Here is a 13,739-nt window from a genome sequence, read left to right on the forward strand (position 1 = left end):
TTTCACATTACAATCTCTCATTTCCCCTTGTATGAAAAAACTGTCGCGAAGGAATCTCCGCGACAGTTTTTTACATTTCTACTTATCGTCCGTTTACCGCATCTTTCAACGCTTTTCCCGGAGAGAATGCAGGCACTTTCGTAGCTGCGATTTCGATTTCTTCTCCTGTTTGCGGATTGCGTCCTTTACGAGCTGCACGCTCACGGCTTTCAAAGTTACCAAACCCGATAAGCTGAACCTTCTCGCCTGACTTAAGCGCTTCTGAAATGGAACTCAAAATCGCATCAACAGCTTGGGATGCTTGCTTCTTTGTCATTTCCGCATTCTCTGCTACTTTTTCAATCAGTTCTGTTTTATTCATATGTATCCTCCTTATAAACAGTGGAATCTCTTATTCTAATACCCATTCTTCCAAAATGCTAGCCATTTTAAACATTATTATAAAAGAGAAAGAGCATTTTTTCTTTATTTTTCGCTCTTCATGATGTTAAAGAGCGTATAATGGATGCCATACTTCAACACCGAAAAGCATGCTAGCCCTTCTAGAGCGAAGATAGAATGCGCAAGCTGCACGCCAAGTGATGGGGAAATGCCGACCAAAATCACCGAAGCTCCGACCAGTCAGACCGTATCTGTTAACTGGTCTAACATATGAATATAATAGTCGTCCTATTCTGTCAAGACCGTAACACCCAAAATCGTAAATTTGGCCTGATATTGCTTCACTTCTTCGAGTGCCTTAATCATTAATTCTTTCGCTCTTCTATCATCATACTTGCCAATGAGCGAGATGACAATGATATTTTCCAAGACGGGAATAATAGGAGAGGGAAGCTTTGTAGCTTTTCTCCTTTATTCCGCTTACTAAGCCCGTGGATTATTTATTCGGTTCTGGAATAATAATTGTGCTCACACTTCTCGGTCTGCGCTCCTCACTCGGTTTTTTATCCATTGCTTTTTTATATACAGCAACTAAATCCTGAAGAAATTCCTGAAATTCTTCATCGGTCAGATGCATATTTGCCTGCCGATACATCACTCCGTCTTTTATCATGTCTAACTGCTCTTGAGCAAGATACCGACCATAGTCCCCCATTAATACAGCAAGAAATGTAGCGAAATATTTCATATGGTCATCACGCGACGCATTGGCCATATCTTCAGGAGTCAGGTTAGCCCCCTGCGCTTCTAATGCATATACCTTCTCTATCGCACCACGAATTTGTCGCTGTTCGACAATAGTGAGAATCCCGCCTTTTAATAGCTTATTGAGATGACGGTAAAGGGTCGCCTGCGGAATATCAGGTAGTCTTTCAGCGATCTTCTGTACCGTCAAGGAGCCGTGGGAAGCCATCGTCTGAATGATTCGCATGCGTACTGGATGTAGCAGCAAATCAGCTTTAGATTCTTTCATAACTGCTCATTCTCCATTTATTATCATTTTCGATAACAAGAGTATTTATATTTTTTGTTTTTGTCAATGACATTTTACTAAATCCGCTACAATTGAATGTCGGGACAAGCCCTTTTCTCATACACTGTCAGGGAACAAAGGAACCTTGAAGAAGAGAGGGAGAAAAGCATGGCAAAAGCGAACAAAAAACCAGGGAACAAAAAGCCGGCAGGCAAAGGTAGGCACCAGATATCATCTGAAGAGCGCAATCGCTTCAATATGAAAGTGGTAACTGTGGATAAATGCATCGTATGCAAGCAGCAATGCGAACGTGGCCTGGCTTATATTAAGAAAATGGCCGAACCTGGAGCAATTGGATTCGGCGTACCTTGTATTCTAACCAAAGGAAAAGCATATAAATAGGAGAAGCCACGGTACAAAAATGGAAATCTCCATGTTTTTGTACCGAATTCTCCTCAAACCACCATCTATTCATTCACCTTCTCTGTGATAAGACAAGCAATAAGCGACTCAAGAGTCGGGGATGCTGCCCGCTCCGCTGAATAACCGGCCGCTTGAATGGCTTCGGCTGTTCTCTCGCCCATACAAACGAGCGAGGCGACAGAAAACATGGCATAAGGATCTATTTCTGCACGTTCTAAGTACCTAACAAGCGTTTCTACAGAAGCCGCACTCGGAAAGACTATCGTATCAATCGGCTCCCCACGAAGCAGTCGTACCATATTCGCATTGTATTCATAGCATTCTTCCTTTTCGTATATCGCGAGCAAATCACATGTACCCCATTCAGTCTCGTACTGTTCCCGATTTTTCAGAATACAGGCCTCTCCGACAACCAGCCACTTATCTGAGGCAGAGAAGGGTTGCACAATTTCGGAAGCAAAGCCCATTTCCTGCAACTTTTGCCCTGTTCGTCGGGAAAGCGTATAGAACATGGCTTTAAGCTCTCGAATATCCCTACCGCTTCGACGATACGCCGCAAAAAAGAAAGTGACGCTCTCTGGAGAAGTAAATAAAATCCTTTCATATTCGCCACTTCGCGCTATCGTTTCTACTACTATCTCATCGCTTCGTTCATGCACAGAGAAGTACGGATATTCAATAACATCTGCCCCTCTCTCAGAAAGCGCATCTGCCAGATTTCCCTGCTCTCCTCCGGTACGTGCTACTAGAATACGGCGACCGAATAATGGCTTATTCTCGAACCAACGGATTTGCTCCCGCAAGGCGACAATGTCACCTACAAGGGTAATAGCAGGGTTCTCCAGACCTACTTCTTCAACCTTGCGTACAATCGTCTCAAGTGTTCCCTGCACGGTCTGTTGTCCACCCATTGTTCCCCACCGCACTAATGCGACCGGGGTCTGCGGATGACGACCGTGCTGAATAAGACTATCACATATATATCGTAAGTTCTTGACTCCCATATAAAACGCAAGCGTGTCAATGCCGCCGAGTGACATCCAGTCCACGGCCGGTTTTCCATCCGACGTCTTCGCATGTCCAGTCACTACGGCGAAGCTGGTACCATACTCTCTGTGTGTTACCGGGATACCTGCATACGCCGGGGCGGCAATGCCCGCTGTAATGCCTGGAACGATCTCATATTCAATCCCATGGCTGGCCAATTCCGCTGCTTCTTCTCCTACCCTACCGAATACGGAAGGATCTCCGCCTTTCAGGCGAACCACTTGCTTACCTTCCTGTGCCTTACGCACAAGAAGCTCATTTATAGCCTCCTGACGAAGCGTATGATGCTTGGGAAATTTACCGCAGAAAATGAATTCTGCACCCGGTTTTGCGAACCGTAACAGCCGGGGATTTGCCAGACGATCGTAGACGATCGTATCGGCTCTGCGGAGACATTCCAGCCCCCGTACCGTAATTAATTTTTCATCACCCGGCCCTGCTCCTACCAAGTATACTTTACCCATGCTCATCGGCTCCCCCCTTTATTTGCGGATGGTGCCATACGCTTCTCCTGATAGGCAAGACAGGCGCTTATCCATCGTTCCACAACTAAAGGCGCAGAAGCAAAATGAAGATGTGTATAACCCGCTACCACATTCTCACGCAGAACACCTTCTTGCTTCTTGCCGAACCGGCTCTGCACCTCATAAGCCCGAGGCAGCTCTTCATCCGTCTCAAACGTCGAATAATGGAATTCATGGCCGCGGGCCGTCTCGCCTTCCTGCAGCAGAAAGTTCCCTGCCAGACCGTACGCCTCACGATACCCGAGCGCCGCTCGTTTTGTCTGCATACGTGTACGTCCAGGGATAATGCCCACCATCGGATAACTCTCGCCGTCTGTCGTAATGATTTCATTGGTCAGATACATAAAACCCCCGCATTCAGCAAATGTAGGCATTCCGCTCTCAATCACCCTGCGTACTGAAGTACGGCTTCCTTCCGCTGCTGCCAGTTCAGCGGCGAATTCTTCCGGGAATCCTCCACCAATATACAATCCATCCACTCCGTCAGGCACGGATTCTCCAGCTAGTGGACTAAAGAATACACATTCTGCGCCTGCTTCCACAAGCATTTCGAGATTTTCCGGATAGTAAAAATTGAACGCTGCATCCTTTGCGATTGCAATACGCACAGTTGTCCTAAGCTTTTTCGCCGCGGGAAACAGGCGAAACGTACTATTCGACGGAATCGGTGGAGCCTCAGCCAATGCAAGCAACCGGTCTATGTCAATGCGCTGAGCCACCATCTCACCCAGCTGCTCGAATAATGGTTCCAATTCTCCGCGCTCCACAGCTGGCAGAAGGCCCAGATGACGCTCTGGAATTCGAACTTCTGGTGTCCGTACAAGCGTACCTAACAGCGGAATTCCGCACTCCTTCTCTACCGCCTGCCGAATGAGTTCACCATGTCCTTCACTTCCCGCATGGTTAGCAATAACACCTATAATAGATACGTTAGGATTCAGCGCCTGAAATCCTTTTACAACCGCCGCCGCACTCCGTGCCATACTGTGCACGTTCACAACCAGCACAACCGGCGTTTGCGTCAGCAAACTGATCTCAGCCGTACTTCCGCTATCCTCTACTGGGCTTTTTCCATCATATAGGCCCATAACGCCTTCTATTACAGAAATATCAGCGTCTGCACTTGCACGGGTCAGCACACCGCGTACAACATCCTCCGTAAGCATCCAGCTGTCTAGGTTACGCGAAGGACGACCGGTAATGGCTGTGTGGTATGCCGGGTCGATATAATCTGGTCCGCACTTAAATCCTTGTACGACCAGACCTTTTTTTCTGAATGCCGCCATGAGACCGATAGTAATCGTGGTTTTTCCCGCTCCGCTTCCCGTTCCGGCAATGATGATTCGTTTGCTGCCCATATCCACTCCTCCTTCACACGCTATGCGAGTACGCCAACTGAAATGGTCACGTTGCCTGACTTGCGCTTCGTTAGGGCAAGCTTCTCAAGCCCACTATAACGTTTACAGGCCGGTTCACTTACACCGTATGCACCTGTGAACTTAAATACCGTATCCGACGGCTCTTCTATGTTCATCTCATTCAGTTCTTGCGGTGTATAACAAACGAATTCCCATCCGTACTTTCTGCATACTGCAAGCAAACCTTCTTCGTCCTTCTTTATATCAATCGTTCCAACCGCTTTCACACTCTGGAAGGAAAATCCAAGTCCATCAAGCGTCTCCCGAATGACATTCTCAATTTCTTCCGCGGATGTTCCTCGATTGCATCCAATACCAAGCGAGATGACCTTGGGTCGATAAAGGACACCGTTGTCCAAAATCGGCATTTCTTCCGGTCGTAACTGCCGGTGTGTCACCACGAGTGCCGCATCCGGAGACGCAGCTATTGCCTCTTCAATAGAACCATAGATTTTTAGCGTCGGAGGCATGGGTGTGTCATGCATCCACCAATCTTTTTCGCCTGATTCCTGTATAATCGCCACGTGCTCTTCGTTGACCACAGAGGCGCTGACCGGCGTCAGCTTTTTCTCAGACATCGGGTCCCAAGTCCAGCCGAACCTGCGGCCGAACAAGTCTACTGGAATCGTCTTCTGTACATCAGAAGCAGTCGTAATGATCGGCTGCGCACCCAGCAAAGCAGCTACTTCTCTCGTCAATTCATTGGCTCCACCCAAGTGCCCTGATAGTACGCTGATAGCATGATGTCCCCTGTCATCAACGACAACAACGCCCGGATCGGTCTTCTTATCTTTCAATACTGGAGCAATCATGCGCACGACCGCCCCGAGAGAAATAAATAGAATCAGACCGTCGTACGCAGGAAACAATGCGGGAAATAATAATCGTACCGAACCGGTAAACAGCTGAATTCCCTGCTCTTCTTCATCGCCGCGAGCGAATTTGTTCATGTAATATACATCCGCGTCGGGGAATTTCTTCATGAGCGAGCGTACCATCTCCACACCGTGTTTTGTAATCGAAACAATCGCATATCGCCCCGTCTGACGAATGTCCGGAATGATGCCTTCCGTTAGTTCAATTACAGTTGTCTCCGTGTGGTTCATGATGTGATACCTCTCCGGAAGCGATGGGTAAATTCTTTATCATATAACTTGGAGCGGAATTCGTCCCGATTCGTAATGTCCGGGTCCAATGCCCAGCCAGCAAGAATCATCGCATGTGAACGAATACCGTGCGCACGCATATCTTCTCCTAATGTCTCCAGCGTGGAACGCACAATCTTCTGATCCGGCCAGCTGGCTCTATATACAACCGCTACCGGCGTGTCCGGTCTCCATCCTGCCGATAGGAATTCATCCACAACTTTCTTAACAAGGGTAGCACTTAAAAACAAAGCGACAGTACAATGATGTGAGGCGAGATCATGCAGCTTTTCCCGTTCTGGTACCGGCGTCCTTCCTTCCGCACGCGTAAGAATCAACGTCTGCGTCAGGTCTGGCACAGTTAGTTCTGCACCAACTGCCGCCGCCGCTGCAAAAACTGAACTAACGCCCGGCACAATCTCATATTCGACTCCGCTTTTTTTCAGAAGAACCATTTGCTCTAGAATGGCTCCATATACTGCAGGATCACCCGTATGAACACGTACGACGCGTTTGCCCTGTTTCACCCGGTCGACCATGATATCGACCATTTCTTCAAGGTTCATACCAGCCGTTTTCAATACTTCCGCGTCCGGCTTTGCCTTAGCGACTAATTCTTCATTTACAAGAGAATCAGTCCATAATACGACCTCCGCCTCCTGAAGAAGCTTGAGCCCTTTTACTGTAATTAAATCCGGGTCGCCCGGTCCGGCTCCGATAATGTATACCTTCATTATTTTCTCACCACCATGAGTGTTAAGTATTCAAGGTCCAATCCTTTTAAATCTGCAACATTCGGCCAAACGACCTCTTCACCCGACGTAACCTTAGTAACAACGGACGCCTTGTTGAGCAAATCAAGCTCGTTCAACACATCGATCATCAAATCAATCACTTTAGCAACCTTCAAAAATACAACACAATCATGATTCAATAATGCTTGTCTCATCTGCTCCCGGTTGTCTGTCGCCGGAATAACGGCGACATGCTCGTCCCCGTCCGCTAGCGGCAGACCAAGGCGCGAAGCAACGCCGTTTACGGAAGAAATGCCCGGGATGGAAACGATTTGAATGTCAGGATGCTTCTCCTGCATGAGACGCATCATATGAATGAATGTACTGTACAGCATCGGATCGCCTTCAGTAATGAATGCAACATCCCGTCCCTGTGCCAGGCGTTCGTACACCTCGTTCACAGTCTGATTCCACTCACGCTCTAGAATCGCTTTATCTTTTGTCATCGGAAATACAAGACCGAGCATCTCCTTATCCCGTTGATCGATATACTGCTCGGCAATCGCGTACGCATAGCTTTTGCTACCTTTTCGTTTACGCGGATATGCAATAACCGGAGATTCTTTCATAATCCGATAGGCTTTCACGGTTATAAGTTCCGGATCGCCCGGTCCCACTCCTACGCCATACAGGGTCCCTGTTGCCATCTAGTTCTCCTCCTTGTGTTTCGCTGTAATGATATAGATAGGGTTCAATCCTTCGAACCGGTTCATATGTAAGATGGGTTTGCTGCGTGAAATCTGGGCTAGCGTTACGGACGTATCAAAGCCTTCTGCCGCAAACGCCTGCATTGCTTCATATAATGTCTCAATCGTTGCCGCATTTAACACAATGCGTCCCCCCGGCTTCAGCCGCGTACAACAAACATGTAGTAAATCCTTCATCTCTCCGCCACTACCGCCGATAAATACAGCGTTCGGGTCTGCGAACTCTTCCAATCCGACAGGTGCACGACCATGTACAACGGTGAAGTCAGTACGGAATTTCTTCATGTTTTCCTGGCAATTCGCAAGGTCGCCCTCATTCTTTTCGATGGCATACACTTCACCTTCCCGGCAGATGCGAGCCGCCTCAATCGCCATTGACCCGGTACATGTACCAATGTCCCATACGGTGCTGTCGGGTTTTAATTCGAGTGCAGCCAAACTTAATACACGAACTTCCCGCTTCGTAATTAGACCTTTATCCGGCTTGCGCTGAGAGAATTCGCCATCTGCAATGCCCAATGGCCAGACAGGCCCCACTTGTCGCCGCTTCAGTATGACTACATTTAACGGTGAGCACTCCGTATCCGCCATCTCCTCAAGCGTCATCCAGCGAGTTCTCTCTTCGGTGCCACCAAGATTCTCTGCTACAAACGCTTCATATTCAGTCATACCGAAAGAGAGAAGATAGCGGGCGATTGCCGCCGGATCATTCTCCGCGTCCGTCAACAGGCATACTTTTGAACGTCCGTCGATTTTTTGTGCTAATCCTTTCATGCTGCGTCCATGAACGCTCAAGAATGTAGCATCCTGCCAGCTCTCTCCCATTCTGGCAAACGCTTGTTGAATGGAGCTGATACCGGGATAGATTTCAACGGGCAACTTTTTGGAAAGATACGAACCGATCCCATAAAATAAAGGATCTCCTGACGCCAATACGACCGTTTTCTTGCCAGATTCGGCAATTTTGGTTACAAGGGTTCCGAGCCCGCCTTTCACCTGCAATGTTTCTCCTTGATATTCAGGAAAGAAGCTAAGATGCCGCTCACCGCCGACGAGCAATTCGCTCTCTTCCACCCACTGTTGATAGAGGGGGAGCAGGCTTTCCGCTCCGTTATCTCCGATGCCGATTACTTTGACAGCATTCTGCAATCCACTCTCTCCCTTCCCAAAATCTCGCTTTTCATCGTAATAATTGTTGTATCTATTTCTGCATCGCCGCCCATTTCTTTCAGACTTGACTCACATACGTGACGACACAGCGCCGTAAAAAACGCGTCATACCCATTCTCATGCATCAAATCACCGACCTGAGAAGCCGTATTCGCCCCCCGAACCTGCGTGATGATGTCTTCAGGTACGCCGGCCTCTTCTGCGACTGTAGCCAGGAAACCAAAATCTATAGGAGCACTTTTGGAGTGTACCATCATGACACCTTGCGCTACTTTGGAGAACTTGCCCATCATACCGACGAGTCCGACGCGTTTAATTCCATACTTCTTGCACATTTTCAATGTAAATCCGACGAAGTCTCCCATCTCGATAAACGCTTCTTCGGGATAGCCTTCATACAGCTTCATGGCGAATTTTTCACTACGTCCTCCTGTCGTGGCGATAAGGTGATCGCATCCGCTTTCTACTGCTACGCTAATTGCCTGAGCAATACTTGCTTTAAACGCTGCAGTAGAAAAAGGAACAACCGTGCCACGCGTGCCAAGTATAGAAATACCGCCGATGATGCCTAGGCGGGCATTCAGCGTCTTCTTGGCGATCTCCTCACCATCCGGAACAGAAATGACAACGTGGACGCCTTGCCGGACACCATATTGATTCATCACTTCCTGTACTGTTTCCATAATCATACGGCGAGGGACAGGATTAATAGCCGCTTCGCCAACGGGTACAGGTAGACCTGGCTTCGTGACACGCCCTACGCCCGTACCGCCATCTAACGTAATGCCAGGCTCTTCCTTCCAGCATACTGTCGAGATGATGCGTGCCTTATGAGTCGCATCCGGGTCATCCCCCGCATCTTTGATTACTTGTGCCTCGGCGCTTGTCTCGCTGTACGTCACACTCTCCATATGAAAGGTAACCCTATCTCCGATTGGAAGGAGGATTTCCGCGTCCACTACCGATTCTTGATGGATAAGCGAAAGCAAGGCGGCCTTTGTAGCCGCCGTTGCATTCGATCCTGTTGTATAACCATGACGCATCGGTTTCTCTTCGCCCACCATGCCGATTACCCCCGATTCTCGGCCATAATCGACAGCGCATTCACCGCCGCTACTACGACCGTGCTTCCTCCTTTGCGCCCTACATTCGTAATGAAAGGAATATCAAGCTTCGCAAGCTCTTCTTTCGATTCAGCCGCCGATACGAATCCGACAGGCATACCGATAATGAGCCCAGGTTTGGCTATGCCTTCTTTTACCAACCGAATTAATTCCAGCAACGCTGTAGGCGCGTTCCCGATTGCAAAAATACCTCCATCTGCTTCCCGAATTGCTTTGCGGGTTGCTACGATAGCACGAGTCGTGTTCAAGCGTTTCGCTTCTTCCATTACGTCCGGATCAGAGATATAAACATGAACGCTACCGCCGAATTTCTCAAGGCGCGGCTTGCTGATACCGACTTGTACCATCTGTACATCCGCGACAAGCTTTCGTCCTTCGCGAATAGCCCGGATGCCCGCTTCAATTGCATCCGGATGGAAAATCATGCTGCGTCCGAGTTCAAAGTCAGCGGAGGCATGAATGACCCGTTGAACCACAGGATATTGATCCTCAGTAAACGGATGTTCCCCTATCTCTTCCGTAATCATCTCAAAGCTTTTTCCTTCGATCTCCTGCGGTTGCACAGTTAACGGCTTAAATTCAGTGTGGAATTCCATCGGTTTGTTCCTCCTTCAGTTTTTCTTTTAGCGCTTTTATTACTTGATTAAATTCGGAAAACACAGTGCCATATTCGATTTTGGGACGCGCGATCATAACCGTTGGAATACCGAGCTCCAGTGCGGCTTCCAGCTTTTCATCCACAGACCCGACTTTTCCACTTTCTTTCGTAATCATTAGCGTGACGCCATATTGTTTGTACAATGCGGCATTCAACTCTTTTGAAAAAGGTCCCTGAATGGCAACAATGTTTTTTTGCTCGACACCTAACTGTTCACATTTTTCCATGTTATCTTTACGGGGCAGCATACGCGCAATCAATCGTACATCAGGAAGATTGATTAACTTTTCGGTAAAAACCTGCAACGTCTTACTGCCGGTCGTTAGCATGACCACGCCTTTGTGCTCTGCCGCCACGGCTGCTGCTTCCGCGTAATCATCCACCATCGTAATGAGCGGATGCGGCTTCTCTTCCACCGATGCGCGCTCATAACGAATATACGGAACTCCAGCCAATTTTGCGCCTGAAAGCGCATTTCGAGAGGCTTCTTCCGCAAACGGATGACTTGCATCGATGACCGCTTGAAAGCGCTGCTCCTTGATGAGTTCGCAGATTTCGTCTGCGTTCATTCGTCCTACACGTACAGGCAGTCCCGCTTCTTCCATGCTTTTTGCCGCACTCTCGGTGACGACGGTCGTCAGCAGCGGATAGCCCTCCTGCTGCACTAGCATTGCCAGTTCTCTCGCATCACTCGTTCCCGCAAGAATTAGAATCATGTTTAGACCCTTTCCTTTTCTTCATGATGATGGTGACCATGATGCGTATGATCATGCCCATGGTCATGCGAATGCCCGTGATGATGATGGTGGTGATCATGGTGATGATCGTGGTCATGATGCAAATCCATATGTTCAACTGCGAACAATCTGTATTGGCACGTATCACAATTCATTTTCACATCATCCTGCAACGCTTCTGCCACACGATCAAGAAAAATCGTTTTCAAACCGGGATGAAAACCAATATATTCCGTCATTAAGAACTCACACTCGGGATACTCGGTACGGAATTGCTCTATCTTGTCTTCCATCCGCTTCATCAGTATTCCAGTAAATAGCAAGTATGGAATCAATATGACCTTTTTGGCTCCTAATGCCAGACAGCGTGTAATCCCCTCTTCTACGGAAGGCTGGGTTACTCCGATGAAACAGGTCTCTACCCATTTCACATGGAGGCGCTCCCACAACATTCTGGAAAGCTTGCATACATCGCTGTTAGCATCCGGATCACTACTGCCTCGGCCGACCACTAAGACAGCTGTATCTTCCGCCTCCTCTTCTATATTTAGTCCCACCTCCGTCAACCTGAAGCCGAGAATACGAAACATTTCGTCATGAATCCCTATCGGACGACCATAAGTGAATTGAACATGCGGGTATTTTGCCCGTGCTTCATCAATGGCCGCAGGAATATGTATTTTCGAATGTCCGGCTGCGAACAACATCATCGGAATGACGGCAACCTGCGTCGCTCCACGCTCTACGCATGCCGTAAGTCCCTGCATCATATTCGGTGCTTCGAATTCAAGAAAACACGTCTCGATAATAGGAACGGTCACCTTTTCCTTTATTCCGTCTACAAACCGCACAATTTCTTCGTTTCCTTGTGGGTCCCGGCTTCCATGCCCAACAAACAGCACTGCTTGCATGCGATACAACGCCCCCTTTTATCTATTCGTATATTTTCTAATCTCCGCAGACGGCATCGACCAGAACCTGCACCGGTGCATCCCGGTGTTCGAATCCTTCAATTTCTTTTATACGCTTGAAAAATTTATGGAAGCGCTCGTTCGGATGCCCCTCTTCCTTATACTTGTGGACAATTCGCTCCAGCAGGCCGACAATCTCTGCCGGCTCAATTCCCTCTGCTACCGGTTGACCTACATGGGCGTTGCGGCCAATCGACTTCGCTCCAAGGAATAAATCAAATTTGCCTTTCCTAAATACGATTCCGATATCTTCCGTTACAGCGCCGTAGCATGCCATACCACAACCATTAAAGCCGATTTTCATCTCTTTCGGTACATTCAGTCCACCTAGTAGCTCTTGAATACGTTCCGCATACGGAATCGAATCCGTTTTCTCTCCGTCACAGAAATCACATGCTTTAATCGTAACGACATCTCCTACCGGTTGTACCAGCATGCCCGATTGTATAAGCTTTTGCGTAACCTGTTCAGGGTTTGTCGTCGGTACGCTGACAAGAATCTGATGGTGGGGCGTATATTCCATGGAGCCTTCCTCACCAACAATCTCTGCCAATACGAGCATTTGCTGTGCACTCAGCTTCTTGTTAGCAACCCCTGGCGAGACGGCAAATTCAAAAATGGCTTCCTGTACAAATCCCGCCTCAGCCAGTGGAGACGGCTCCGGTGACGTACCGTGCAGACGGCTTAGCGCCTCTTCCGCCAAATCCCATGATGATACCGGAGCGGAAACGGATACCGAAGTCGGCTCTTGCTCCGGCATAACACTATGCAGCGCCCACGGCTCATTCTCTTCCCGCAAACGCTGATGAGGAGCCAACTTTTGTTTTTCCGCATTCAGCGTGTATTTGCGCTGGTAACCGCGTGGCGTAATAATTTTGCCATCATACAACCGGGTCGAGTTGTTGCCGATAATGACGGTTGTCAGCATTCCGATCTCATGATCCAGCATATGGGCAAGGTCCGTTATGACAACCGTTTGACGGTCACGGTATGCGCTTTTTACCAATCCTACCGGTGTATCCGGTGAACGGTACTTCAGCAAAATCCGCTGCGTTTCTTCAATCTGACGCGTTCTGCGCCCGCTCTTCGGATTGTACAATGCAATAACAAAGTCGGCCTGTCCTGCCGCTTCAACCCGCTTAGCAATGAGTTCCCATGGAGTTAAATGGTCGCTCAAGCTAATCGTACAGGAATCATGCATAATCGGTGCTCCCAGCAAAGATGCGCATGAGTTAATCGCTGAAATGCCAGGAATTACTTCTACGCCAATGCCTTCCTTCTCTGTCCATCCTTGCTCCATCAGCACTTCATATACCAATCCGGCCATACCGTATACGCCAGCATCACCACTGGAAATTACACCGACTGTCTTTCCTTTTTCTGCCTGACGAACCGCTTCCTGTGCCCTTCCGACTTCCTCTGTCATACCTGCCTGAATAACCGTCTGTTCCTCTCGCAGAAGACCACGTATCAAATCAACGTATGTGGTATACCCAAGGATAACCTCACACTCTTCAATTGCTTCGCGGGCCCGCTGCGTAATATGATCGAAGCTTCCCGGTCCGAATCCGATGATTAACACTTTTCCGTTTTTTTCACTCATGAGA

Annotated in this window: 15 protein-coding genes; 1 reads left to right on the forward strand and 14 read right to left on the reverse strand. The window is 48.4% G+C overall.

The window, feature by feature from the left end; all coding sequences use genetic code 11:
* Positions 1-82: 82 nt before the first annotated feature.
* The 3 genes from AF333_RS25855 to AF333_RS25860 all read right to left on the reverse strand — a co-directional run bounded on the left by AF333_RS25855 (position 83) and on the right by AF333_RS25860 (position 1,414).
* Entirely contained in the window at positions 83-361 is a 279-nt protein-coding gene (locus tag AF333_RS25855; RefSeq protein ID WP_043063638.1) for an HU family DNA-binding protein, read from the reverse strand.
* 308 nt (positions 362-669) lie between these two features.
* On the reverse strand, positions 670-810 hold the full coding sequence (locus tag AF333_RS33990) for an STAS domain-containing protein (protein ID WP_158502274.1): 141 nt from the start codon (positions 808-810) through the stop codon (positions 670-672).
* Between the two features lie 67 nt (positions 811-877).
* Positions 878-1,414, reverse strand: coding sequence for a helix-turn-helix domain-containing protein (locus AF333_RS25860; RefSeq protein ID WP_043063639.1), 537 nt, complete (start codon positions 1,412-1,414; stop codon positions 878-880).
* 168 nt (positions 1,415-1,582) lie between these two features.
* Between AF333_RS25860 and AF333_RS34245 the strand changes: the two genes are divergently transcribed.
* On the forward strand, positions 1,583-1,816 hold the full coding sequence (locus tag AF333_RS34245; RefSeq protein WP_043063640.1) for a hypothetical protein: 234 nt from the start codon (positions 1,583-1,585) through the stop codon (positions 1,814-1,816).
* A 65-nt stretch (positions 1,817-1,881) separates the two neighbouring features.
* Here AF333_RS34245 and cobA read toward each other — a convergent pair whose 3' ends face one another.
* Genes cobA through cobJ form a run of 11 tightly spaced genes read right to left on the reverse strand, consistent with a single transcriptional unit; the run spans position 1,882 to position 13,735 of the window.
* Positions 1,882-3,354: a uroporphyrinogen-III C-methyltransferase gene (gene cobA, locus AF333_RS25870; RefSeq protein WP_043063641.1), complete on the reverse strand. Its 1,473-nt coding sequence runs from the start codon at positions 3,352-3,354 to the stop codon at positions 1,882-1,884.
* The gene (locus AF333_RS25875; RefSeq protein WP_043063642.1) at positions 3,351-4,766 is read right to left on the reverse strand and encodes a cobyrinate a,c-diamide synthase; all 1,416 of its coding nucleotides are present in this window, start codon (positions 4,764-4,766) and stop codon (positions 3,351-3,353) included. Before AF333_RS25875 ends, cobA begins: the two co-directional genes overlap by 4 nt.
* A gap of 20 nt (positions 4,767-4,786) precedes the next feature.
* Positions 4,787-5,932, reverse strand: a complete 1,146-nt coding sequence (locus AF333_RS25880; protein ID WP_080787540.1) for a cobalt-precorrin 5A hydrolase — start codon at positions 5,930-5,932, stop codon at positions 4,787-4,789.
* Complete coding sequence (gene cobM, locus AF333_RS25885; RefSeq protein ID WP_043063643.1) at positions 5,929-6,705, reverse strand: precorrin-4 C(11)-methyltransferase; 777 nt, start codon at positions 6,703-6,705, stop codon at positions 5,929-5,931. Before cobM ends, AF333_RS25880 begins: the two co-directional genes overlap by 4 nt.
* On the reverse strand, positions 6,705-7,412 hold the full coding sequence (gene cobI, locus AF333_RS25890) for a precorrin-2 C(20)-methyltransferase (RefSeq protein ID WP_043063644.1): 708 nt from the start codon (positions 7,410-7,412) through the stop codon (positions 6,705-6,707). The genes cobM and cobI overlap by 1 nt, the downstream gene beginning before the upstream one ends.
* Positions 7,413-8,621 carry a bifunctional cobalt-precorrin-7 (C(5))-methyltransferase/cobalt-precorrin-6B (C(15))-methyltransferase gene (locus AF333_RS25895; protein ID WP_043063645.1) on the reverse strand — a complete coding sequence of 403 codons (1,209 nt, stop codon included), beginning with the start codon at positions 8,619-8,621 and terminating at the stop codon, positions 7,413-7,415.
* Entirely contained in the window at positions 8,600-9,706 is a 1,107-nt protein-coding gene (locus tag AF333_RS25900; protein WP_043063646.1) for a cobalt-precorrin-5B (C(1))-methyltransferase, read from the reverse strand. The genes AF333_RS25895 and AF333_RS25900 overlap by 22 nt, the downstream gene beginning before the upstream one ends.
* A 5-nt stretch (positions 9,707-9,711) precedes the next feature.
* On the reverse strand, positions 9,712-10,362 hold the full coding sequence (locus AF333_RS25905) for a precorrin-8X methylmutase (RefSeq protein ID WP_043063647.1): 651 nt from the start codon (positions 10,360-10,362) through the stop codon (positions 9,712-9,714).
* The gene (cobK, locus tag AF333_RS25910) at positions 10,346-11,140 is read right to left on the reverse strand and encodes a precorrin-6A reductase (protein ID WP_043063648.1); all 795 of its coding nucleotides are present in this window, start codon (positions 11,138-11,140) and stop codon (positions 10,346-10,348) included. The genes AF333_RS25905 and cobK overlap by 17 nt, the downstream gene beginning before the upstream one ends.
* A 2-nt stretch (positions 11,141-11,142) precedes the next feature.
* Entirely contained in the window at positions 11,143-12,072 is a 930-nt protein-coding gene (locus tag AF333_RS25915; protein ID WP_043063649.1) for a sirohydrochlorin chelatase, read from the reverse strand.
* A 37-nt stretch (positions 12,073-12,109) separates the two neighbouring features.
* On the reverse strand, positions 12,110-13,735 hold the full coding sequence (gene cobJ, locus AF333_RS25920) for a precorrin-3B C(17)-methyltransferase (RefSeq protein ID WP_043063650.1): 1,626 nt from the start codon (positions 13,733-13,735) through the stop codon (positions 12,110-12,112).
* Between the last annotated feature and the right edge of the window lie 4 nt (positions 13,736-13,739).

The organism is Aneurinibacillus migulanus (genome assembly GCF_001274715.1).
Taxonomy (GTDB): domain Bacteria; phylum Bacillota; class Bacilli; order Aneurinibacillales; family Aneurinibacillaceae; genus Aneurinibacillus; species Aneurinibacillus migulanus.